Source organism: Marinobacter halodurans (assembly GCF_004327985.1).
Classification (GTDB): Bacteria; Pseudomonadota; Gammaproteobacteria; order Pseudomonadales; family Oleiphilaceae; genus Marinobacter_A; species Marinobacter_A halodurans.
In genome coordinates this window covers 90,268-113,047 of the sequence record NZ_SJDL01000005.1, presented here as the reverse complement: position 1 = coordinate 113,047, position 22,780 = coordinate 90,268, and the positions used below count along the sequence as shown (strand labels likewise).

The following is a 22,780-nucleotide window of genomic DNA, read 5'->3' as shown; positions in this document are numbered from 1 at the left end:
TCCCGGTATCCGATGGCGGTGCCGCGCATGGGCCTGACCAGACAGACATTCAGGAAAGGGCAGCGCAATGCACGGCCCTTTCCCGGCGATCCGGACCAGGCGTCATGCTACTTGCCTTTCATCGACGACATCAGTTCCCTGGTGGTCTCAAAGTCTTCAGCGATGACCTTTTTCGCCTCTTTTTCACCAATCCAGAAAATGCCGGCCCCCGTGCTTTTTGCTACATCCTTGGCCCGGTCGGTCTTGAGGGCCTTCTGGGCGTACATGGCGATTTTCTCCTTCACGCTTTCCGGAGTGCCCTTCCTGACGAACAGGCCGTTCCAGGCCGTAATCGTGATGCCGGTCTCTTCAGCCAGCGTGGGGGTGTCCGGCGAAATACTCAGCCGATTACGCGTAAACGACGTCAGAAGTTTTGCGTCGCCGGATTTCAGACAAGCCAGTACCGTAATCGTGTTCGCGGTGATGACATCCGCATCGCCCGTTGCGAGCGTGGAACAGTCGAGGGAATCGAAGGGGGCATCGGAGGCGAACTTGATACCGACATCCTTGGCCGCCTTAAACGTAATGGCGGTCGGCAGGGCCTCATAGCCGAAATGGCCCAGTGACACATCGTGCGTCTGGGAATAGGTCGCCAGCTCGGCCAATGTGTTATACGGCGCATCGCTTCGTGCCACCAGGGTCATGGGGTAGTCCAGGAAAATGCCGACGGGCTCCAGATCGCTCATGGCATAGGGCGTATTGCCTGCCTGGACCTGGGTGGTGACCAGATCCACAACGAGGGACCCGATCATCCCGCCGTCCGGTCGTGAATTGGCGACCGATGTGGCGCCGATAACGCCACCGCCACCCGCCCGGTTCACAACGGTGGCCGGTTTGCCGCTCTCCTTCGACATCTCTTCAGCGATGAGGCGAGTCAATACATCTTCCAGGTCGCCCGGAGGCCAGGGGACCAGGAACTTGACCGGACGAGTTGGATAGTTGTCCGACGCCAAAGCGGGCGTCCCAGCCCCAAATAAAACGGCCATTGCGAGCGTTACGCCAGAGAGAAAAGCTTTGGTCTTCTTTCTCATAGTGTTGTCCTTTTATTGTTAATGGAATGTGGAGAGCCCTGCCTGGCGGCGGGCTTCCCCTACCCCGGCACCGTCAGGGCGGTTGGAGCTCCGTCCTGACGGTGCCAAGGGCCTCTAGCTATCAGCGACAGTCCATATCGACATTGCATCAGGCCGCCGGGCATAACCATCAACCAAAGGGTTGATGCGCCCGATTCAGCCTGCCGGCCCTCTGATCGCCCTATCCTTCCGACGCCAAAAACCGCTCCGCCTGCTCGCAGGCACGCCGGATCAGGTCCGGCGCCATTTCACGGGCGGTGTCTGTCTCCTGGCGGCTGCGAATCCAGCCCAGATAGGTACACCCCCTGGCCGTAAGGAACAGTTCCATACGATCCAGGTCCTCCGCCGTCAGGGCGCGCTCCTGGCGGTACCCGGCAATCAGCGCTTCCCGGGCCAATGGATAGCAGGCTTCTTCCTGGATGAAGTAGAGCGCCGTCGCCAACTCGAACATGTGCCAACCGAATCCGGCATCATCGAAGTCGATCAGGCGGACGTTGCCGTTCTCGGTCATGAGGTTTTCGGGCACAAAATCGGCGTGGATCAGGCCGTAACGCTGGGGGGACTGGTCATAGCCGGACAGCGCTTCCGCAATCCGGTCGCGGACGCGCTCCATGAGGCGCCTCTGCTGCTTATCAAGCAGCTCCAGCTCCCAGAACCGTCCCCAGAATGGCGTGTCTCCAACCAACCCGTCACGGTCCCAGGCATGCCGTTCGAATCCTTCCGGCATGGACCAGCGGGTCGACTGGTTGTGCAACCGAGCCGCCAGTCGCCCCAGTTCCGAATAGAGCTGCGTTATCTGCTCGGCGTTATCCCCCAGCCCCTGCTCGACCGAGCCCATGGGGGAACCGTCGATCCAGGCGAACAGGTCGATATTGTGGGGGTTCACGACGGCGTCGGTGGATTCGCTGATGAGCAGACGCCCGTCGGTCGCCGGAATGACTTCAGGGACCGGAATGCCGCTTTCCCGCAGCGCCGACATCCATTCGAGCTCCGAGCGCAACGACGCCTCGCTGTGATAGCCGTGGCGATGGATCCGGAGCGCGAACCGACGCCCGTGGGCGGTCGAGATTTTGTAGACGGCATTCTCCCGGTATTTCACCAGGTCGATGTCACTGCCTTCCAGGCCCCAGTGACGCAGTGATTTTCCGGCCAGCTCCAGCAGCAGGCGACTTTGCTGGTCCGGAGTGAGTTGTTCGAACCGAGTCATACCGAACCCTCACTGGCTACCTGGGTCAGGGCCTCGTCCAGTGCCTTGAGCAATATATCGGCATGCCCGGGCTGGAATGGCATGGGAGGGCGCACCTTGAGAATGGCGTCGTGTACGCCGATCGTGCTGACCAGCACGCCTTTGTCGCGCATCAGGTTGATGATTCGGCGGGACTCGGTACTGGCCGGTGTCTTCGCCTTGCGATCACGAACCAGCTCGACGCCGAAGAACATCCCCAGTTCGCGCACATCGCCAATCAGCTCATGCTTTTGCTGCAGCCTGCGCAGACCGTCGGCCACGTAGGCGCCGGTGGTGACGGCATTCTGCATGAGGTTGTCTTCTTCAATGGCATCGAGAACGGCTATGCCGACGGCGCAGGAAACAGGCGTCCCACCGAATGTATTGAAATACATGGATTCCCGGCTGAAAGCCTCGATCATGTCGGGGCGTGCGACCACGCCAGCCAGAGGATGCCCGTTCCCCATGGGTTTACCCATGGTCACTATATCGGGCGTGACGTCGTACCACTGATGGGCCCAGAAATGCCGGCCACTGCGGCCAAAACCGGCCTGCACCTCATCGGCAATGAAAACACCGCCAGCCTGGCGCACTTTCGTCACTGCCTTCTCTAGGAAACCCGGCGGCACATTCAGCAGCCCCTCGTTGGCGAAGTCGGGACAGACCAATATCCCGGCGACGTTCATCCCTTCGGCATGAAAGGCATCGATAGCCTGCTGGACACGGTCGGCATAGGCCTGCGCCAGTGGCTCGCCACCCAGGCCATCCAGCGGTCGATAGGAGTCAGGGATCGGGAATGCCTTGACGCGCCGGGTTGTCTTCGCCTCCGGCATAAAGGCCGTTCCAATCTCGGAGACCGCCTCCGTGTTGCCGTGGTAGGCGAAGTCGGTAACGATGACCCCCTGCCCTCCGGTACAGAACCGCGCCATACGCAGGGCAAGCTCGTTGGCTTCGCTGCCGGTGCAGGTCAGCATGGCCATCTGGAGACCTTCATCGAAGGTTGAGGTAAGCCGTTCCAGATAGTCGACAATATTGTTGTGCAGGTAGCGGGTGTGGATATTCAGCGTCCCCGCCTGGCGGCTTAATGCCTCGACGACGCGGGGATGACAGTGCCCTACGTGGGGTACGTTGTTGTAGGCATCCAGATAACGATTGCCCTCGTTATCCCAAAGCCAGACCCCCTCGCCACGCACCAGGTGCAGCGGCTTCTCGTAGAACAGCGGGGTGTGATGCCCCATGACACGGTATCTTCTGGAAAGAAGATCCTGAGCCCGATTATCGGCCATAGCGATACTCGCCTCCTCAGTTGGAAGTCATCGACTGATTCAGCGTGCAGTATCTCGATCCAGGGTTTTATTCGGCATCCACCGAAGGGTGGACATTGGCAGGTTCAGGCGTTCAGGTCGGACATCACCTTGGCGACCAGTTCGCTGCGGGCGCGAACCCCGGTCTTGTGGAAAATGTGGTGCAGGTGGGTTTTTATCGTGGCCAGTCCCAGGGACAACTGGGTCGCGATATCCTTGTTGGCACAGCCGCGCAGGACACACTCCAGCACATCCAGCTCTCGCTCCGTCAGATCGTATCTATCGGCGAAGCCCTGGCGTTCCTGATCGCGTCGGGGCAGGTATATCGAGTTGAGGGTGTGCTCGATGAACGGCTGCACGTTGCGTAGCAGTTGCAACTCGTCAGGGCGAAAGTCGCCCATCTCCTCTTCTCTCAGGATGCTCAGCCCCGCAATGATCCTGCCCTCGCGCCGGAAGAACATGTCGGCCACAAAGCGATGGTTATGGCGCACCATGAATTTCTGGTAATAGAGGGTCTGCCTCAGGAAGTGGGGGGCGATGCGGGAATCCAGTGTAACAACCGTCACATCGCTGCCGGCGAAGCGTTCCGGATTGAGCGGATCCAGTGCGCCGTATTCCGTTCGATACTCACGCTCTGCGTCGGGGTCCATGTTATACAGCAGGGCACCGCTGTGCTGCATATCCGGATTTACGAGGAAAAAGGCCAAGCCACTTGACGGAATCAAACGACGGATCAGGGCCAGGGTTTCCCGCTGAAAGGGATTGGCATCCCGAAGCCCACTCATTGCCTAAACACCTCTTACCACTCATCCCGATCATTTGAGCCGACGGATCGGCAGCCGCGCCAACCCGATAATATAAAGGGATTAGATGCATCTTTCACTCATTAAGTCCCTGACGGCCCCTGCCGGGGCTGTAGCAAGTCCCCTACGCGCTACCCTTAATGCCCCACAGCCTCTTGCCTACCGCAACCTGTGCCGTATGGATGCTATGTTATATTCCGACTACATTCCCACTGTCACAGGTAGCAGCTGATGGCCCAACCGAAAGAACCGGCTTCAATAAAGGGCTGGCACGCTCACGTCTACTTCAACGAACAAACCCTGGGTGAAGCCGAAGCGTTGTGCGACCTCGCCGCCAAACGCTTTCCCGGACTAAAACAGGGCCGGATACATCAAAGGCCCGTTGGCCCCCATCCGGACTGGAGTTGTCAGTTGGCATTCCGGGCCGCGCTGTTCGGGGACGTTATCTCCTGGCTGACACTGAATCGCGGCGGCCTGACCGTGTTTATTCACCCGATTACGGGACAAGAACTGATTGACCATCGCGATCGGGCAATCTGGATGGGCGAAATCCGCCCTCTCGACCTGTCGGCCCTACCGGAAACCTCGGAGGACGACGACAACACCATGTTCTAGCGGCCAGGGATTGGGGGGAACCCCGGATGCCTGTTTTTCGGGAAAAAAAGCCGGCGAGCCAATCGCCGGCAAACGTGGACACGCCACTACGCTGATAGGATCGTTCCGGGACGCGTCCGATCCGAGGCACACCTGTTCCTGCCCGATGTCGTCGATTCCATAGTGGCCCGTCGAAATCCCTGCTCGCGGCCAATTCCGCGACATGGCCGCGAGCGGGACCGGGCCACCATCAGGCCCGTTACCTCACCGATGCATGGCATTGACGGGCGGTGTCTTGCCCCACCAGGGATGCAACCGCTCAAGCTGAGCGGCCAATGACAACAACGTACTTTCATCTCCGAATCGTGCGGCAAAATGGCTGCCAACAGGCAGGTTGTCCCTGGTCCAGTGCAGCGGCACCGACATGGCCGGCTGGCCGGTGGCGTTGAAGATCGCCGTAAAGGGCGAGTAGCTGTGGAACTGCGTCATGATGTCCTCAAGGCTGACGGTATCATCGAACTTGTCCAGCTCGCCGATTAAAGGCGGTTTCCGGGTCAGGCAGGGCGTCAGGATGACATCGTAATCACGCATGAAGTTCGCCATTGAACGACCCAGTGCGTGGTTGTAATCAATGGCCGCAATGTATTTCGTTGCATCAATACGGCCTTTTTCCCGGAGCATGACCCTTGTGCGGGGTTCCAGTTCATCGTCATGGACCGGGGCGCCACGCATACCACCCAGTTCATTCAGGAAATGCAGCGTATTGGGCGCGATGATATTGAATGCATTATCCAGGAATTCAGGCAGGTTGACCGGCAATGTCGTGTGTTCGACTTCGTGCCCGAGCATGCGACACAGTTCTGCGGTGAATCGGACCGCCTCAAGCGCATCGGCATCGGAAGACCAGGGCGACAGGTCTTCAACCAGCGCAATGCGCAGCGTCCCGGGAGGACGATCAACGGCGCTCAGGAATGACGCTCCCTGTTCCGGCGAAGCGTAAGGCGCCCCGAGGTCGGCTCCACTTGTCGCATCGAGCAGCGCCGCGCTGTCCCGCACAGACATCGTGATGGCATGAGGGGTTCCCATGCCGCCCCAGCCCTCACCCACCATAGGCCCCGAGGGCATCCTCCCCCGGGTTGGCTTGAGACCGAATACGCCACAGCACGAGGCCGGCACACGCAGGGAGCCGCCGCCATCATTGCCATGCGCAAACGGCACCACCCGGGCCGCCACCAGGGCCGCGGCGCCACCACTGGATCCTCCCGCACTGCGGGTGGTATCCCAGGGATTGCGGGTGGCGCCAAACCGAGTGGACTCGGTGGTGTACGAGGTGCCGAATTCCGGCGCCGTACTGGTACCAACCAGGACACAGCCGGCACGCCGCAAACGGGAGACCGCCTCGGCTTCCACGTCCGGACGCGCCTCTCCCAGGGCAAAGGAGCCGCTGGCCATCCGCGCGCCTTTGACGGGAGAGAAGAGGTCCTTCACAAGGGTGGGAACACCGCAGAACGGTTGATCCTTGCCCACCCCCGACTTCGCCACCGTCATTGCCTGATCGTAGAGCGGTTCCGCCAGCGCATTGAGCTGCGGGTTTACCGCTTCTATCCGCTCAATGACAGCCTCTACCAGTTCGCTGGCTTTAATCTCCTTGCGACGGACCTTGTCAGCCAGACCGAGGCCATCCTGCTCGTCCATCAATTGATGAATCGCTTGTTTCATGTCGATATCACTTCTTGGCTGAGGTGGTTGAAGGGGCGGTATATCCAGTCCGGGCCACCAGGCAGGAGATCAGCCAAAGGGCTCCGAAGCCGAAGCCGACCGCCGCGAGGACAGCAATGGCATTGGTCAGATCGCCTGCCATGGGGATGATGATGGCCACGACAATGGGGCTGATGAACTGTCCCAGGTAGAGGCATGAGGTGAAGCCGCCCATACCCCGTCCATTACTGCCGGTGTTCAATGCTTCCATAACCGGCGTGATGGCATTGGGGACAAGCAGCCCGGCACCCACACCGTGGACCGCCACAGCCACCAGGATACCTGCGAGGCTCCCGGCATTGATGAGCAGGACCAGACCGAATGACAGGAGTCCCAGAAGTACCGCATTGGTCGCCTTGATGCCGATCCTGCCGCGTATGACGGGCCACAACAGCGCCCCCGCGAGAGACGCCAGCAAGCCACAACCGGTGGCGACACCAATCAATGTGCTCGAGGTAATGCCGATCTGCACCATCAGGGTCGGCGCCTGGACCGGTACGATGAAGCTCAGGATCATGCCCCCGAGGATCAACAGATAGCCGACCACCAGCGCCACCAGGTCGATCCCCTCATCGTCGGACTCAACCTCTTCCGCCCGGGCCATGGGTTCCCAGAGTACCTTCATCATGGGAATGACGAGCAACAGGGGCAGCAGGTAGAGATAGAACGGTGTACGCCAGGAATGCTCGCCCAGCGCCCCGCCAACGACGAAGAAAAGGGAGCCGACAAGGGCAATCGAAACGACCTGGGCATTGATATAGCGCATCCTCTGCGCTCCAAACCAGTAGTCGGCGATCATGGTGGTACAGCACGTCATCACCATCGCCTCGGCACAGCCGAAAAGAACACGCGCCAGAACGATCGACTGCAGGTCCTGCAACAGGGCCGGCGCAGCGCCCAGCAGCGCATAGAGCATGGTGGCGAGCACCAGTATGATCTTTCGTCCGACCCGGTCGGCGAGCCAGCCCGCCAAAGGCGCAAACAGTGCGATGGCCAGGGCCGGCCCGGTGATGGCCAGGGGAGCCAACACGTCGACCTGGGGTTCTGTGGGGGCAAACTGGGCGACCAGCTTGGGGATGATCGGGGCGACCATCACCGACCCCATAATGGTCAGGCTACTGCCCAGGACAAGGACGATTCCCTGGGGGCGGCCCGCTTCTCTGGATGGATATGAGTTGCTCATGGTCTCCCCCTCAGAAACTGTACGAAGTGGTCAGGGCCATGTTGTAACCCTCGGTTCTGTTCTTCGCCCCAAATTCCTTGTAGACGTGGAACCGGAAGGGAGGCAGGGAGGACCCGGGAGCGAAGAAGCCGATGGCAGGTCCTACCGCTGCGACCGCCGCCCGGTTACCGTCCACCAGTCCGGGCGCATCATCATCGGTAATCTGACGGTAGTGGTAGCCGCCAATGCCGATGGTCCAGGGACCGACGTGTTTGCCAAGGGCAAACTCCTGACGGTATTCCGTACCATTGCGATAGTCGGTGTCCTTATTGCGGGTATTGATATCGAGCTGGAAGGAGGAGGAAATTTCATACCCTCCATCGCTGACGTAGGTAAACGCAGCCTGGGGAGTAAAGGCCCAATGATTCAGGCCCGGCGACACAAGACGGTTTTCGTCGTAATCGCCGGTGGGGGCCTGCACCTGGAACAGGGCGACAATCGACAGATTGGGGTTTGGCGTCCATTGGAGCAGTGCGGGTAAAACCTGGACATCCGCCAGCGCGAAGACATCGGCGTCATCCTCGAACACCGTCATGCCGCCAGCTTTGACTTTAAGCTGCGCGTCCATATTGAAGAACGGAACGACGGCGCCAACGCCATACCTTGCACCCAGGATCGTTTTATCGGTCATGTAGAGATAGGCAAGGGAGAGTGAAAGGACATCCAGGGAGACATCATTGCCCGTGTCGTCGCCGTTGCCATCTTTCTGCTGATCGGTCGTGTAGTAAGCCGTGCGGAAACCAACGGTGCCGTGATCGGTCGTCGGTGGCAGGTACCCTGAGCCGAAATCGAACAGGCCAAACGCCGTGGTTGGCGCGCCATTCTCGGTGGCGATTGAAGCGGTGGAGTATGCGAGGGTGGTAGCGAGCAGTGCTGGGGCAAGAGCTTTCTTGTTAATTTTCATAATAACTGCCTTTTGTATGAGATAGAGCCATTCCAGCTTATGGCTCTCAATCAGAAGGCGTTATCCGAAATTGGCAATTTCCCGATAGCTCTTCGGCGCGTGTCCGAAGGCCGCTCTCCGAACAGATTCCGGTAATCCGCGGTGAAATGCCCCAGGTGCCAAAACCCCCAGTCCGCCGCCACATCCTGGATCTGCTTTTCGTCACTCACCCGACACAGGATTCGATGGACCGCATTCAAGCGCATGATCCGGAGGAACGAAACGGGACTGATCCCCAACACGTCCTGGAAGCAGTACTGGAGTTTGCGGCGACTGGCTCCGACATGGTTACACAGGTCCATGATGGACAGCGGCTCCTCACTGTGCTCCAGCACATAGGTACGCGCGCGATCCACCATCTGCTTTTTACGGGTGGAGGAAACGTGACGCAGACACTCGGTATCGTCGCAGACATCAAGAACGTGTGAAAGAATGAGGTCCTGGGCATTTTTCCTGAAGACTTTCTGCTCAAGCCTGCCCTGCTTACTCAGCATCAAAACGTTGGTAATGGCCTGGGTGAGCTCCTGCTGCTCAAGCGGCCTCTGGAAAGGAAAGAAATAGGTCGATCGCTCGGTATCAAGCGTCAACCCCTGCTTGGCGACGTAATCCACCAGCAGGTGCTTTTGCACGTTCAGGTTGAAGATGCGGAGATAGGAGACGGTTCTTACTTCAGGCAAGCTCCGGGAATCCGCCACAAGAAGCCCCGGTTTATCGTAGCTGTTTCCAAGACAGATAAGCTGTGGCGAGCTGCCTTTCGCCGGAAGACTGAAGCAGACAGAACCTTCGAGAGCGGTACCACTCTTGACCATCGCCTGGTTGGCCCGATCTTCGATAATCTGAAACCTGGGCAGATCGACCTGTCGAATCAGGCCGCTAAACTTTCCGGCTGAAACCTGCTCGTAGTTGAGTATCCACCCGTCGGGTGCTCGGGCATGTTCTACGACATCTTCGGTCTGCCGCTCGTAGTAGGCCGCACAACCGGTCTCTTTGCCAACACCCAAAATACACCTCCTGGATGGCAAAGCGGTTTTCAGCTAGAGCAATCTGCCAACCAGCTGTTTCTTGTTCTCAGGAAACCCTTCAGTCGGATCTCCCACGTCGCCATCAACTCCAGCATTAAGCAACGAAAGCACGATGTCTTGCCAGTATTTGACCCCTTTTTGTTTCAGAATGTCATGGCGCTGGTCTCAAATTTTACAGAAACACCGTCAGCAGCGCCGTTTCCGGCCCGTAGGCATTGCCGGTCTTAATCGCGGGACTCTCCCCGCCAGTAATACATCCCCGACATCTTCCCAATGATCCGCGCCGACCTATGCGCATCACTCGCCTTCCCGGCCAGCCCGTAACACACATGCAACGGCATCAGATGCTCCTCCCGGGGATGGCAGAAGCGCGCATGGGGCGCCTGATCCCAATGCGCCAGGCGCTCGGCACGCTCAGGCTCCGATATTGAGGGATCACCGCAGGTCTCTTCGAGCCAGGCTTCAAAAGCCAGGTTGCGGGCCTCGTCGCTCGCGGGATTCGCGGAGAAGAAGGCGCGCATGTTGTGGAACGAAAACCCCGATCCGATCACCAGCAGGTTGTCATAGTCCAGCGCCTGCAAGGCACGGCCCATCGCCAGGTGGGTTCCGGCATTCAGCGTGTTCACGAGGGACAGCTGCACACAGGGGATATCCGCCTCCGGATACATCAGCTTGAGCGGCACGAACAGACCGTGATCAAAGCCCCGCTCATGATCCAGCCGGGCCGGTAAACCGGCCTGCTCCAGTGCCGCGCCAACCTGACGGGCCAGTTCCGGCGCTCCCGGACACGGGTACTGGATCTCGTAGGATTCCGGCGGGAAGCCATAGTAGTCGTAGATGAGCGACGGATGGGCCCCCGCCGTGATGGTCGGGACCGATGCCTCCCAGTGCGCACTGATCACCAGGATCGCCGAGGGCTTGCGCAGCTTGCCTGCGATTTCCTTCAGCGTGTCCACCATTTCACGGTGGCCGGGATCGCCCAGCAACGGCATCGGACCACCACCATGGGAAATAAACAGAACATCGGTCGTGATATTCATCATCGTGTTCCTCCAAGCCCATTTTAGATCCGCAATCAGAGCCGGCACAGCAGCCTGTGCCAGCTCTCACGCCAGCCCCAAGCTCCGGAAGCCTCAGGCTGCCTTGTGGATCAGGTTATCCAGCGCGAGCCGGCCGCCGCCCTGAACAGTCAGCGCCACAGTGACAGCGAACAGAGCCAGGGCGTACTCGTAGCCGTTATTCGACATGAACAGGCCGTTACCAATGTGGACGGAGAAGATCGCCACCAGCATGGTGAAGGCTGTCACGAACGCTGCAGGGCGGGTCAGCAGGCCCAGGAACAGCGCCAGGCCACCAAAGAACTCCGCACTGCCGGACATCAGCGCCATCAGGTAACCCGGCTCCAGGCCGATGCTCGCCATCCACTGACCGGTGCCTTCCAGGCCGTAGCCACCAAACCAGCCAAACAGTTTCTGGGAACCGTGGGCCGCCAGCGTCAGACCGACCGGCACCCGCAGGATCAACGCGGCAAAACCGGCGTTGGACTGGAGCAGGTTATTTACGAATGAATTGTTCATGACAGACACCTCGAATAAATCCTTGATCGACGAATCCCGGGGCCCACACCCCAGGTAATACCGGCACTTTACTATCACCAAAAACAAAGACTAAGATGCCTTTCATTGCTTTATTATCAACGAATCGTTGATTGTCGACGACCAACACACCGGAGTTCGACCATGGATCGCATCGAAGCCATGCGCGCCTTCATCCATGTGGTGCAGGAGGGGACCTTCACCCGCGCAGCGGAGCGGCTGGATACGTCACCGCAGTTGGTCAGCAAGTACGTATCCCAACTGGAGCAGCACTTGGGGTTGCGCCTGCTCAACCGCACCACCCGGCGGATCCACCTGACCGAAGCGGGCAACCGGTACTACCAGGGCGCCCAACAGGTCCTGACCGACATCGACGACATGGAGAGCCAGCTTGGCGACCTCCACACCCGGGCGCAGGGCGTGTTGCGCATCAGCGCCCCGGTGTCATTTGCCATGCACCACCTGCCACCCCTGCTGAGCGCTTTCCAGAAAGCGCACCCTGCGGTGACAATCGATCTCCAGTTGAACGACCGGAAAGTCGATATTGTGGAGGAAGGCTTCGATGTCGCCCTGCGGATCGGTCACCTGAAAAGCTCGTCGCTGATCGCCAAGCGCATTGCCCCAATCAGGGTGGTGCTCTGCGCCTCACCGGACTACCTCAAGCAACACGGCACCCCGACAACCCCGGAAGACCTCATCGACCACCATTATCTGCATTACACCTACATGGATATGGACTCGATCAAGCCGATACAGAAAACGCTACTGAGCATTGGCCACGACAACCGGGGCATCGTCAGCAACAACGGCGACGTGCTTGTCGCAACCGCGATGGAGGGCGCGGGCATTGTCCTGCAACCAACCTTCATCTCCGGTGCGGCCATCAGGGAGGGCAAGCTTCGGATCATCCTGCGGGAATACGAGCCGGAGCCAATCGCCTTGTATGCGGTCTACGCCCACCGGCAACTGCTGGCCAGCAAGGTGCGTAGCTTTATCGACTTCATTGATGGGTTCTTTGGGGATCCGCCTTATTGGGATCGGTTTGAGTGAGCGATCCAGGACATTTCAGCGAATCGCTTCAACTCATCCTCGCCATCCATGACCTATTCTTTGGTGGGTTCTTCCAGGAGGAACAGGTCGGTAGCTTCGCCCTTGGCCATCAGCATCTGTTTCAACTCACCGATCGCGGTCAGCGCCTCATCCAGCTCCAGCGGGCGCATGTCCGGCTGTTTGATGCCGACTTCGGCCAGTTCCTGCTCGTCGTAGCCTTGCAGCAGGCTCCAGGAACGCGCGTAATCACTGATCACCTGGGCAACCGCTTCACCGTCGGCGGAGACCAAGCCCTGGTTGGCCAGGGTGCGGCTCAGGAGATTGACCGCCAGTTCGAACTCGATACCGCGCTCCGTCAGGCGCCGCTGGTTGAGGGTATAACCCTGGACCAGATGGTCTTTCAGAACCTGTGTGGCCCATTGGCGGAACTGCGTCGCGCGCTTGGAGCTGACCCGGTAGCCCACGGAAATAATGGCGTCCAGGTTGTAATGTTTGATGCGGCGGCGAACCTGCCGCTTACCTTCCCGGCGAACGACTAAGAATTCCTTAGTAGTTGCCGGCTCCGACAACTCTTCGTCCTTGAACACGTTCTGGAGGTGCATCAGGACGTTCTCCGGAGTGGTATCAAAGAGCTGGCCCATCTGGGCCTGACTTAACCAAACCGTTTCCGCTTCCAGAGCCACTTCCAGCCGGGCCTGGCCATCGCTTGCCGTAAAGATGCGCACTTGCTGTTCCGTCATGACAGATCCTTGTCTTCTCTTACAGAGCCACCAGTATAACGGGCGCTACGCTTACCAACAGACCGCCGTTTGTGACTGTTGTACGCGTAGCATGACTGTCGAATTGTCGTCTCACTGCAGTAAGCCGCTCCCACCACCCAAACTTGCACTACTTGTCATACCCCGCCCAAAACCGCCTGCGCCGTCCTGGCCCTTTAAAATGACCTTCGCACCAAACAGGGACGCTTCGGTTTCACATCTATTTTTGTCATTCCGCATTTTTCATTTTTCCAAAATTCAATAAAAACAAACCGCTTCGAACCTCTTTCCCGTTCATGGCACAGCGTCTGCAACACCTACCCCACGGATCATGACCTGTTAGTACAAGTGACCAAACGGGAAGGATAAGACGATGAGAGACTCAAGAGCCCTGGCAACCATCACCCTCTGCGGATCGCTCGCGCTGTTCGCGAGTGCGTCATCAGCGGAAACCATTCGTGTCGGTATCGGCCACCAGAGCATGGTGACCAACACGGTGTCCGGCGGCATTGTGTTGGAGAAGCTGAACCTGCTGGATCAGTACCTGCCTCATACCGGCAAATACAAAGACGTCGACTACGACATCATCTTCCGGGACTACGATTCCGGTCCCCCCATCACCAATCAGATGCTGGCCGACAAACTCGATTTTGGCGTCATGGGCGATTACCCGCTGATCGTGAACGGCGCCAAGTTCCAGGAAACCGGCAAGCAGGAAACGCGCTTTATCGGCGTGACCGGCTACAACCTGCTGGGTACAGGCAACGGCATTGTCGTCCCGGTGGACTCCCCCGCCCAGAGCCTGGCGGACCTGAAAGGAAAAACCCTTTCCGTCCCTGTCGGCAGCGCCGCGTGGGGCATGACACTGAAAGCCCTGAGCGAAGCCGGCCTGAGCGACGACGTGCGCATCGTCAACCAGAGCCCGGCCGTCGGTGCTGCCAATATCCAGGCCGGTCGGATCGACGCCCACGCCGATTTCTGCCCCTGGTCGGAAATCATGGAATACCGCGAAACCGGCCGAAAAATCTTCGATGGCAGTGAAGCCGAGATCCCGACGTTCCACGGCATTGTGGTTCGTGAACGCTACGCCGAGAAATACCCGGAAGTCGTCGAAGGCATTCTGAAAGCCACTCTGGCCGCCCAGAAGTGGATTCAGGACAACCCGATGGAAGCGGCGGTCAAAGTGTCCGACTGGACCGGCGTCGAGAAAGAAGTCCTCTACCTCTACTTCAGCGAAGGCGGCATTACGACGGCCGAGGCCAGCATCAAGCCCCAGTGGGTGGATGCGATGAAGTACGACCTCGCGCTGCTCAAACGCGAAGTCGGCGTACCCGACCTGGATTTCAATCGCTGGGTGGATGACAGCTATCTGCGCGCCGCCTACGAAGCCATGGATCTCGATTACGACACCCTGGTCGCTTCCGTCGTCTCCACGGAGCCGAACAACCCTGCCCTCAAACCCGCGGAAATCTGGTTCAAGGATAAGGGCATCGTCACCTACGACAGCATCGCCAAGATGTTGGCAGCGTCAAAGGGCGCCGACGACCGGATCAACGCCACCTACGTCTACGACAACCTCACCGGCCTGAAGCTGTTCGGCAAAGCCGCCTACATGGTGAAGGGTGAAGACGGCCAAGTGGTCGCCTTCCTGAAAAAAGTCGATTCCGAAAAGTACATCGCTGAGCACGGTGGGACTCCGGTCGCCGGGGACCCGACCGTTGCCATGGCCCAGTAGGCGAACCGGTGCGGTCAGTCGTCGCGACTGGCCGCACGTTCCCGGCCTGAGGAGCAACAAATGGACAGTAAAAGCAACGTGGCGCTCAAAGCATCCGAGCCACCTATCGCGGATTCTGAACCCGAGTCTGAGTCAGCGGCCCGCTCAACGCACGCTATACCCATACCGGACCAGGCTCCGGCCGTCGAACCGCGTGTCCCGTTCAGCACCTGGCTGAAAACCACGGGCATCCGTTACGGCGTTCGAACCCTGGCCCTGATCGTCGCCCTGGTGTTCTGGCAACTTGCCTCGACCCACGGCCTGCATGCGTACGTCAACTTCGAAAACATTCCGGCCCCCTCGGTCGTCGGCGCCGCGTTGATCACCGAACTGACCGGCCAGGAATTCTATCTGCACATCCTGTACAGCATGGAGCGAGTCGCCATCGCTTACGGCCTGGCCGTGGTGATCGGCGTATTGCTGGGGATCGCGATGGGCCGTTCCCGCTGGGCAGAGGACATCATCCTGCCCTATATCGAACTGCTGCGCCCGATACCGGCCGTGGCCTGGATTCCACTGGCCATCCTGATGCTACCCACCGAGCAGGCGAGCATCATCTTCATCACCTTCCTGGGCGCCCTGTTCCCGATCGTGCTCAACACCACCCACGGGGTCGAGCAGACCAACGACGTCCTGATCCGGGCCGCACGCAGCCTCGGCGCCAGCAACGCGTCGATCCTGCGCCACGTCATCCTGCCCGGCGCCATGCCGTCGATTGTGGCGGGGCTGGCCATCGGCATGGGCGTGGCCTGGTTCTCGCTGCTGGCCGGCGAAATCATCAGCGGCCAGTACGGCATCGGCTACTACACCTGGAATTCCTACACGCTCATCCAGTACCCGCAGATCATCATCGGCATGCTCACCATCGGCGGCCTCGGCACCCTGTGCACGCTGCTCGTCCGCAGCGCCTGCAAACCGCTGCTGAAGTGGCAGGCCAAGGGAGGTCGATCATGAATCACCTTTCGGCGAACGATAACCGGCTCGCGGTGCTGGATCACCGTCGGCTGCGCGACAAATCCGGCCAGGCAGACGACGACCGAGGCCATATCCTGGTGACGGATGTCGACGTCGTATTCGATACCGCCACCGGTCCCCACGTGGCCGTGCAAAGCGCCAACCTGACCGTTCGGCCGGGCGAATTCATCTGCCTGCTCGGTCCGTCGGGCTGTGGCAAGTCCACGCTGATGAACGCCGTCGCGGGTTTTGTCACACCCACCCGCGGCGACATCGCCGTCGATGGTGCCGTTGTGACCGAACCGGGACCGGCCCGGGGCATGGTGTTCCAGCAGCATTCGCTGTTCCCGTGGAAAACGGTCAAGGAGAACGTGGCGTTCGGCCCGCTCATGGCCGGTGCCAGCCGTCGGGAAGCCGACAGCATTGCGCGCACGTTCCTGTCACTGGTCGGCCTCGCCGCCTTTGAGACGGCCTACCCCAACACCCTCTCCGGCGGGATGCAGCAACGTGTTGGCATTGCCCGGGCGCTGGCCAACTACCCCAGCGTCCTGCTGATGGACGAGCCCTTCGGCGCCCTGGATGCCCAGACCCGGATCATGATGCAGGAGAACCTGCTGGAGATCTGGCAGGAGTTCCACAACACCGTGGTCTTCGTCACCCACGACATCGACGAGGCGGTGTTCCTGTCCGACCGGATTGTCGTCATGAGCGCCAGCCCCGGCCGCATCATCGCGGATATTGCGGTCAAGCTGCCGCGCCCGCGCGAGCAATCCCTGCTGACCAGCACCGAGTTCATGGCGCTCAAACGCCAGTGTCTGGACCTGATCCGGCAGGAGACGCTCAACGCTTTCCAGCAACAGAACAAGGCGGGCTGAGCCATGGACATCCAACCAGTGACGACGGCTTCACTCGCCATAACTTGTCATGACAATTGGGAGGCTGCGTTATGCCCGACGCAATCCAGATGATGGTGGAAGAGTCGCCCCTTCCTCTGTACGTCCAGATCCGTGACAACCTGCGTCGACAGATTCTCGACGGCACCTTCCAGGTCCACGAACGGCTGCCTTCCGAGAACGCCATGATGAAGACGTTTGGCGTCAGCCGGATCACCATCCGCCAGGCCCTGCGGGATCTTCACAACGAAGGCCTGGTGTTCAGCGCCCAGGGCAAGGGCACCTTCGTCAGCAAACCCAAGGCGGTGCAGAACGTGCAGCGCCTCGAGGGCTTTGGCGAAGCCATGGCGGCCCAGGGCTACGAGGCCTCCGCCCGGGTTCTGAGCATCCAGCAGTTGAAGGCTCCCAAGGCCGTAGCGGCCTCACTCGATCTGGAGCCCGGGGAAGACGCCGTCGAGGTCAAGCGCGTGCGCTACCTCAACCGCTCGGCGGTGTGCGTGGAGAACAGCTACTTCCCCATGGATATCGGCCGGCGCATGTTCAGCCTCGACCTGTCCGGGGACATCTTCCCGATGCTGGAAAACCTGTTCGGTGTCCCGCTCGGCGGTGCCGATATCAGCCTGGACGCCATCCTGGCCGACGACGAAGCCCAGCAACACCTCAACCTCAAGAGCGGCGAAGCCATCCTTCGCGTCGAACGCCTGACCCACAACCGGGAAGGGCGCCCCATCGACTTTGAGTACCTCTGCTATCGCGGTGATTCATTCAAATACCAGTTCCGGATTGACCGGAAATAGGAGTGCAGCATGGAAATCAACAACATCCCTGTCATCGACACTGACATCCTCGTGATTGGCGGCGGCACGGCAGGCCCGATGGCCGCCGTGACGGCCAAGGAACAGAACCCCGACCTGAACGTGATGCTGCTGGAGAAAGCCAATGTGAAACGATCCGGCGCCATCTCCATGGGCATGGACGGCCTGAACAACGCCGTCGTGCCCGGGCACGCCACGCCGGAGCAATACGTCAAGGAAATCACCATCGCCAACGATGGCATCGTGCATCAGCCTGCGCTGATGGCCTATGCCACACGGTCGTTCCCGATGATCGAAAAGCTGGATTCCTGGGGCGTTCATTTCCAGAAAGACGAAACCGGCGACTACGACATGAAGAAGGTGCATCACCTGGGCACCTACGTGCTGCCCATGCCGGAGGGCCACAACGTCAAGAAGATTCTGTATCGCCGCCTGCGCCGCAACCGGGTGCAGATTGAAAACCGCTACACCGCCACGCGCCTGCTGAAAGATCCGGACGGCAACATTGCCGGGATGATCGGCGTGAACACCCGCACCGCGGAGCCCATCATCATCCGGGCCAAGGCGGTCATCATGGCCACGGGCGCGGCCGGTCGCCTGGGGCTGCCCACGTCCGGCTACCTGTTCGGCACTTACGAGAACCCGGCCAACAACGGCGACGGTCATGCCATGGCCTACCACGCCGGCGCTGACCTGGCGAATCTCGAGTGCTTCCAGATCAACCCGCTGCTGAAGGACTACAACGGCCCGGCCTGCGCCTACGTGACCGGCCCGCTGGGTGGCTTTACCTCCAACGCGTTCGGTGAACGGTTCATCGAATGCGACTACTGGTCCGGCCAGATGATGCTGGAGTTCTTCAAGGAGCTGGAATCCGGAACCGGACCGGTGTTCCTCAAGCTGGATCACCTGGCCGAAGAAACCATCCAGGAAATCGAAACCGTCCTGCACACCAACGAACGCCCATCACGGGGCCGCTTCCATGAGGGACGGGATGTGAACTACCGCCAGCGCATGGTGGAAATGCACATCTCGGAGGTCGGATTCTGCTCGGGCCACTCGGCCTCCGGCGTCTGGACCGACGAAACAGGCGCCACCACCGTACCCGGCCTCTACTGCGCCGGGGACATGGCCAGCGTGGCCCACAACTACATGCTGGGTGCCTTCGTGTACGGCCAGATCTGCGGCGAAAGCGCCGTTGAATTCGCGAAATCCCGACGCGAGCCGGTGCTGGACGAGGCCTTCATCCAGACCGAACTCGAGCGCATCCAGGCCCCCATGAAGCGCGCCGACGGCATCCCGCCGGAGCAGATGGAGTACAAGGTGCGCCGTCTGGTGAACGACTACCTGCAGCCGCCCAAGGTCACCCGGAAGATGGAGATAGGCCTGGAGCGGATTCTCGCCGTTCGCGAAGACCTGCCCCAACTCTGCGCCCGCGACCCCCATGAGCTGCTCAGGGCCATGGAAGTGCAGTCCATCATCGACTGCGCCGAAATGGCAGCGCGCGCTTCCCTCTACCGCACCGAATCCCGCTGGGGCCTCTATCACTACCGTGTGGATTACCCGGAGCAGGACGACAGCGAGTGGTTCTACCACAGCCGGCTGTTCAAGGACGAGAACGGTCAGATGGCCAGTGGCAAACGTCCGGTGGCGGACTACCTCGTCCCGCTCGGCGACGAGAAGGACGCCTACCGCAAGATGCGGGTCCAGAAAGCGGCCAACGCCTGAGACCACAACAACAGGCCCCGCGGGCCTGTGAACACCGAATCAAGCGATGAGAGAGGAATACCGACATGCCCATTGCCAATCATCATTCCAGCGTCCCGGTGATCGTGGACGAAGACAAATGCATCGCCGACAAGGGCTGCACCGTGTGCATCGACGTGTGCCCACTGGACGTCCTCTGGATCAACGAGGACACCGGCAAAGCCCACATGAAGTACGACGAGTGCTGGTACTGCATGCCCTGCGAGGCCGACTGCCCGACGGATGCCGTCACCGTCAACATTCCCTATCTGCTGCGCTGAGGTAAGCCATGAAGACCTACGACGATCCCGAACTGCAGGCCATCGCCACCAAGCTGTCGTCCGATGATCCCGGTATTCGCCGGGTGGCCGTCCTGGAACTGGTGGACACCGGCGATCCCGACGCGGTGGAACTGGTGATCCACGCCCTCCAGGACCCGGACACCCACGTACGCCAGGAAGCGGCCAAGGTGGTGGACGAGTTCGAAGCCGAGGACATGGCAGACGCATTGATTGCCGCCCTGAGCGACTCCGATGAGACCGTGCGCAACGCCGCCGCCCACGCGCTGGCCGACCTCAAGGATCCGGCGGCGGCGGAACCGTTGCTGCAGGCCCTGGAAACCAGCACCGACAGTTTCGTGGTGTCCGGCATCCTGCGGGCCCTAAAGCCCTTACGAACCCAAGACGCACAACGACCCGCACTCAAGCGTCTGGCCGATGCGGACGCGCAGGTCCGGCGTGAAGCCGTCGGCGTGATCGGCTGGCTGAAACAACCGGAGAACCTGCCAGCGCTGGTGGAAACCGCCCAGCACGATGCCGATCCGGAAGTCCGTCGGGCGGCCACCGGCGCGCTGGTTTATGCCAACCCAAGCCAAGTCGGGCAAGCCCTGATCGGCCTGCTGGCAGACGAGCACTGGCAGGTGCGCTGCGAAGCCGCCAATAGCATCGCGAAGCTCGAATACCAGGCCGCCGTATCGGCCCTGATTACGGCCACCAGCGACGACCTGTGGCAGGTCCGCGAAAAGGCCGTCGACGCCCTCGGCAAGCTGGGTTCTGTGGAATCGATTCCGGTATTGGGTGAGTGCGCCGCTGACGCCATGAGCAACCTGCGCAAGGCCGCTATCGGCGCCCTCGGCACGATCGCCCACAGCGATGGCCGCCCTTACGTGGTGACGGCCCTGGACGATCCCGATCCGGACGTGCGCAAGCTGGCGCGTTGGGCCATCTCGAAACTGGACGCCGCAGCGTAACCCTGGAACCGGCCCGAACCATGCCGGGCCGTTCGCTGCCTTTCAACATTGAGGAGACCGTCATGACCTTTGTTGTGACCGAAAACTGCATCCGCTGCAAATACACCGACTGTGTCGACGTCTGTCCGACGGACTGCTTTCACGAGGGACCGAACTTCCTGGTGATCAATCCGCAGACCTGCATCGACTGCAGCCTCTGCGTCCAGGAATGCCCGGCCGACGCCATCTACGACGAGAAGGACCTGCCGGAGGACCAGCGTCACTTTATCGAGCTGAATGCCGAACTGGCCGAAGTCTGGCCGGTCATCGAGGCCACCTCGGCGCCCATGAGCGAAGCCGAACAGTGGATCGACCGCCCCGACAAGCTGCAGTACCTGGAGCGCTGAGCCATGCCCCAACTTGTCATAACGAGTGGACCCCGGCGGCTCTCCCTGGCGCTGGTGGTGCTGTCCGCTGCGGTGCTGGGCAGCGCCCGCCCGATCGACATTCCCGACAGGTACACACCACCAGCGGAAACGCCGGATCTGATTCTCCCCGCACGGGCTTTGGCCTGGGCAACAGCGGATAACACGAGGAGCCCCTCATGACCCGACAGCAGATTGTTGATCCCCCGACGGAAGTCCGCCTGAGGCGCAAGAGCAACGCGGTGGAGCTTAGCTGGCCAGACGGCCTGACCGTGCAGCTGACGTGCCTGCAACTGCGCAAGTCCTGCGCCTGTTCGCACTGCACCCAGGCGGAGCGTCAGGGTCGTCTGAGCCTGATCGACGTCACGGTCAGCGTCGAGCGGATCGAACTGTCCGGCGTCAGCGGCCTGCAGTTTTTCTTCAGTGACGGCCACTACCGGGGCCTCTACCCCTGGGCCTACCTGCGGGAGCTGAGCGAATTGTGCGAACTGAAAGAGCAGGCGTCATGACCCCGACCCTACGCGCCCTGGACACCAGTTGGTGGACGCCCATCCGCCAGCGCTACCCCGGTACCGCGATGTGCGTGGTGCTGGCCCTGGCCGGCAGTTTCCTGGCCCAGCATTACGAGGCACCCGCCCTGATGCTGGTCCTGCTGCTGGGCTTCGGGTTTGCCAGTCATGCCTCGGATCCGCGGCTCGCGGACGGCGTTGCCTTTTGCAGCCGCCAGGTGCTGCGCGTGGGCATTGCCCTGTTGGGCGCCCGGATCGGAGTCGACCAGTTAATGACGGTCGGCAGCCTGCCCTTACAAGTGGTCGCGACCTGTGTGCCGCTGATCATCGGCTCGGCACTGCTGTTGGGGCACTGGCTAGGGCTCCCGAGGCTGCAGAGCCTGGTCGCCGGCATTGCCGTGGCGATCTGCGGTGTGTCGGCGGCGGTGGCCGTCGCAGCGGTGATCCCGCAGGGCAAGCTTGAGGACCGGCGCCTGCTGGGCGTGGTCGTCGGGGTCACGGCGTTGGGCACGCTGTCCATGCTGACACTGCCCCCGCTGTTCGGATCGCTCGGTTACAGCGATCCGCAAACCGGCCTCCTGCTGGGTGCCAGCATCCACGATGTCGCCCAGGCCGCCGGCGCCGGTTATCTCGTTTCCGACACCGCTGGCGACATTGCCACGCTGACCAAATTGCTGCGGGTGGCCCTGCTCGCGCCGCTGGTCTTGTTGCTGGGCGCCCTGTTGAACCGGCAGGGCGCCAGCCGCACGGAACACCCCTGGTTCCTGCTCGGCTTCGTCGGCCTGTTCAGTCTCAACAGTCTGGGCTGGCTGTCGGCCGAACTGCGCCAGGCCCTGACCTCGACCTCGCAGGCCTGCCTGCTGGTCACCATGGCGGCATTGGGCATGCGGACCAGCCTGCCGGCGCTTCTGACCCAGGGATGGCGACCGTTTGCCCTGCTCGCCCTGCTCAGTGCGTTGCTCGTCAGTACCGCCATGCTGGCCATGGCCGCCTATTCACCCTGAATCCACTGCCGCTCTGAGTCCATGCACACGTCACTCATGCCACGACCAACAC

The 22,780-nt window shown here is 60.7% G+C and carries 23 protein-coding genes; 12 read left to right on the top strand and 11 right to left on the bottom strand.

What is annotated here, in order from left to right; translation table 11 throughout:
- Positions 1-107 precede the first annotated feature (107 nt).
- From EZI54_RS04770 to EZI54_RS04755, 4 genes are all read right to left on the bottom strand, one after another.
- Positions 108-1,070, bottom strand: a complete 963-nt coding sequence (locus EZI54_RS04770; protein ID WP_131479578.1) for a tripartite tricarboxylate transporter substrate binding protein — start codon at positions 1,068-1,070, stop codon at positions 108-110.
- Between the two features lie 220 nt (positions 1,071-1,290).
- The gene (locus EZI54_RS04765) at positions 1,291-2,316 is read right to left on the bottom strand and encodes a phosphotransferase enzyme family protein (RefSeq protein WP_131479576.1); all 1,026 of its coding nucleotides are present in this window, start codon (positions 2,314-2,316) and stop codon (positions 1,291-1,293) included.
- Positions 2,313-3,572, bottom strand: coding sequence for an aminotransferase class III-fold pyridoxal phosphate-dependent enzyme (locus EZI54_RS04760; RefSeq protein ID WP_207389146.1), 1,260 nt, complete (start codon positions 3,570-3,572; stop codon positions 2,313-2,315). Before EZI54_RS04760 ends, EZI54_RS04765 begins: the two co-directional genes overlap by 4 nt.
- 152 nt (positions 3,573-3,724) lie before the next feature.
- Entirely contained in the window at positions 3,725-4,423 is a 699-nt protein-coding gene (locus tag EZI54_RS04755) for a helix-turn-helix transcriptional regulator (protein WP_131479572.1), read from the bottom strand.
- 249 nt (positions 4,424-4,672) lie between these two features.
- Between EZI54_RS04755 and EZI54_RS04750 the strand changes: the two genes are divergently transcribed.
- Positions 4,673-5,056: a DOPA 4,5-dioxygenase family protein gene (locus EZI54_RS04750; RefSeq protein WP_131479570.1), complete on the top strand. Its 384-nt coding sequence runs from the start codon at positions 4,673-4,675 to the stop codon at positions 5,054-5,056.
- 243 nt (positions 5,057-5,299) lie between these two features.
- Here EZI54_RS04750 and EZI54_RS04745 read toward each other — a convergent pair whose 3' ends face one another.
- From EZI54_RS04745 to EZI54_RS04720, 6 genes are all read right to left on the bottom strand, one after another.
- Positions 5,300-6,754 (bottom strand): amidase, encoded by a 1,455-nt coding sequence (locus EZI54_RS04745; RefSeq protein WP_131479568.1) that lies wholly within the window; start codon positions 6,752-6,754, stop codon positions 5,300-5,302.
- A gap of 7 nt (positions 6,755-6,761) precedes the next feature.
- Positions 6,762-7,976, bottom strand: a complete 1,215-nt coding sequence (locus tag EZI54_RS04740) for an MFS transporter (RefSeq protein WP_131479566.1) — start codon at positions 7,974-7,976, stop codon at positions 6,762-6,764.
- 10 nt (positions 7,977-7,986) lie between these two features.
- Complete coding sequence (locus tag EZI54_RS04735) at positions 7,987-8,919, bottom strand: SphA family protein (protein ID WP_131479564.1); 933 nt, start codon at positions 8,917-8,919, stop codon at positions 7,987-7,989.
- Between the two features lie 50 nt (positions 8,920-8,969).
- Entirely contained in the window at positions 8,970-9,959 is a 990-nt protein-coding gene (locus EZI54_RS04730; RefSeq protein WP_131479562.1) for a helix-turn-helix domain-containing protein, read from the bottom strand.
- Positions 9,960-10,204: 245 nt separating this feature from the next.
- Positions 10,205-11,023: a DODA-type extradiol aromatic ring-opening family dioxygenase gene (locus EZI54_RS04725; RefSeq protein WP_242674342.1), complete on the bottom strand. Its 819-nt coding sequence runs from the start codon at positions 11,021-11,023 to the stop codon at positions 10,205-10,207.
- Positions 11,024-11,113: 90 nt separating this feature from the next.
- Positions 11,114-11,557, bottom strand: coding sequence for a DoxX family protein (locus EZI54_RS04720; RefSeq protein ID WP_131479560.1), 444 nt, complete (start codon positions 11,555-11,557; stop codon positions 11,114-11,116).
- A 162-nt stretch (positions 11,558-11,719) separates the two neighbouring features.
- On the opposite strand from EZI54_RS04720, the gene EZI54_RS04715 reads away from it, so the two are divergent.
- Positions 11,720-12,625, top strand: a complete 906-nt coding sequence (locus tag EZI54_RS04715) for a LysR family transcriptional regulator (protein WP_131479558.1) — start codon at positions 11,720-11,722, stop codon at positions 12,623-12,625.
- Positions 12,626-12,678: 53 nt separating this feature from the next.
- Here EZI54_RS04715 and EZI54_RS04710 read toward each other — a convergent pair whose 3' ends face one another.
- A complete protein-coding gene (locus EZI54_RS04710; protein ID WP_131479557.1) occupies positions 12,679-13,365 on the bottom strand; it encodes a virulence RhuM family protein in 687 nt (228 codons plus the stop codon).
- A 391-nt stretch (positions 13,366-13,756) separates the two neighbouring features.
- On the opposite strand from EZI54_RS04710, the gene EZI54_RS04705 reads away from it, so the two are divergent.
- The 10 genes from EZI54_RS04705 (at position 13,757) to EZI54_RS04655 (ending at position 22,728) form a co-directional block, all read left to right on the top strand.
- Complete coding sequence (locus EZI54_RS04705) at positions 13,757-15,118, top strand: ABC transporter substrate-binding protein (protein ID WP_131479555.1); 1,362 nt, start codon at positions 13,757-13,759, stop codon at positions 15,116-15,118.
- A gap of 60 nt (positions 15,119-15,178) precedes the next feature.
- The gene (locus tag EZI54_RS04700; RefSeq protein ID WP_131479553.1) at positions 15,179-16,111 is read left to right on the top strand and encodes an ABC transporter permease; all 933 of its coding nucleotides are present in this window, start codon (positions 15,179-15,181) and stop codon (positions 16,109-16,111) included.
- Positions 16,108-16,986, top strand: coding sequence for an ABC transporter ATP-binding protein (locus EZI54_RS04695; RefSeq protein ID WP_131479551.1), 879 nt, complete (start codon positions 16,108-16,110; stop codon positions 16,984-16,986). The genes EZI54_RS04700 and EZI54_RS04695 overlap by 4 nt, the downstream gene beginning before the upstream one ends.
- A 71-nt stretch (positions 16,987-17,057) precedes the next feature.
- Positions 17,058-17,801 (top strand): GntR family transcriptional regulator, encoded by a 744-nt coding sequence (locus tag EZI54_RS04690; RefSeq protein WP_131479549.1) that lies wholly within the window; start codon positions 17,058-17,060, stop codon positions 17,799-17,801.
- 9 nt (positions 17,802-17,810) lie between these two features.
- Entirely contained in the window at positions 17,811-19,544 is a 1,734-nt protein-coding gene (locus EZI54_RS04685; RefSeq protein WP_131479547.1) for a fumarate reductase/succinate dehydrogenase flavoprotein subunit, read from the top strand.
- Positions 19,545-19,609: 65 nt separating this feature from the next.
- The gene (locus tag EZI54_RS04680; protein ID WP_131479546.1) at positions 19,610-19,843 is read left to right on the top strand and encodes a 4Fe-4S dicluster domain-containing protein; all 234 of its coding nucleotides are present in this window, start codon (positions 19,610-19,612) and stop codon (positions 19,841-19,843) included.
- Positions 19,844-19,851: 8 nt separating this feature from the next.
- Complete coding sequence (locus tag EZI54_RS04675; RefSeq protein ID WP_131479544.1) at positions 19,852-20,811, top strand: HEAT repeat domain-containing protein; 960 nt, start codon at positions 19,852-19,854, stop codon at positions 20,809-20,811.
- Positions 20,812-20,873: 62 nt separating this feature from the next.
- Complete coding sequence (gene fdxA / locus EZI54_RS04670; protein WP_131479542.1) at positions 20,874-21,197, top strand: ferredoxin FdxA; 324 nt, start codon at positions 20,874-20,876, stop codon at positions 21,195-21,197.
- Between the two features lie 197 nt (positions 21,198-21,394).
- Entirely contained in the window at positions 21,395-21,724 is a 330-nt protein-coding gene (locus tag EZI54_RS04660) for a DUF971 domain-containing protein (RefSeq protein WP_131479538.1), read from the top strand.
- Positions 21,721-22,728 (top strand): YeiH family protein, encoded by a 1,008-nt coding sequence (locus EZI54_RS04655; RefSeq protein ID WP_131479536.1) that lies wholly within the window; start codon positions 21,721-21,723, stop codon positions 22,726-22,728. The genes EZI54_RS04660 and EZI54_RS04655 overlap by 4 nt, the downstream gene beginning before the upstream one ends.
- Positions 22,729-22,780 lie beyond the last annotated feature (52 nt).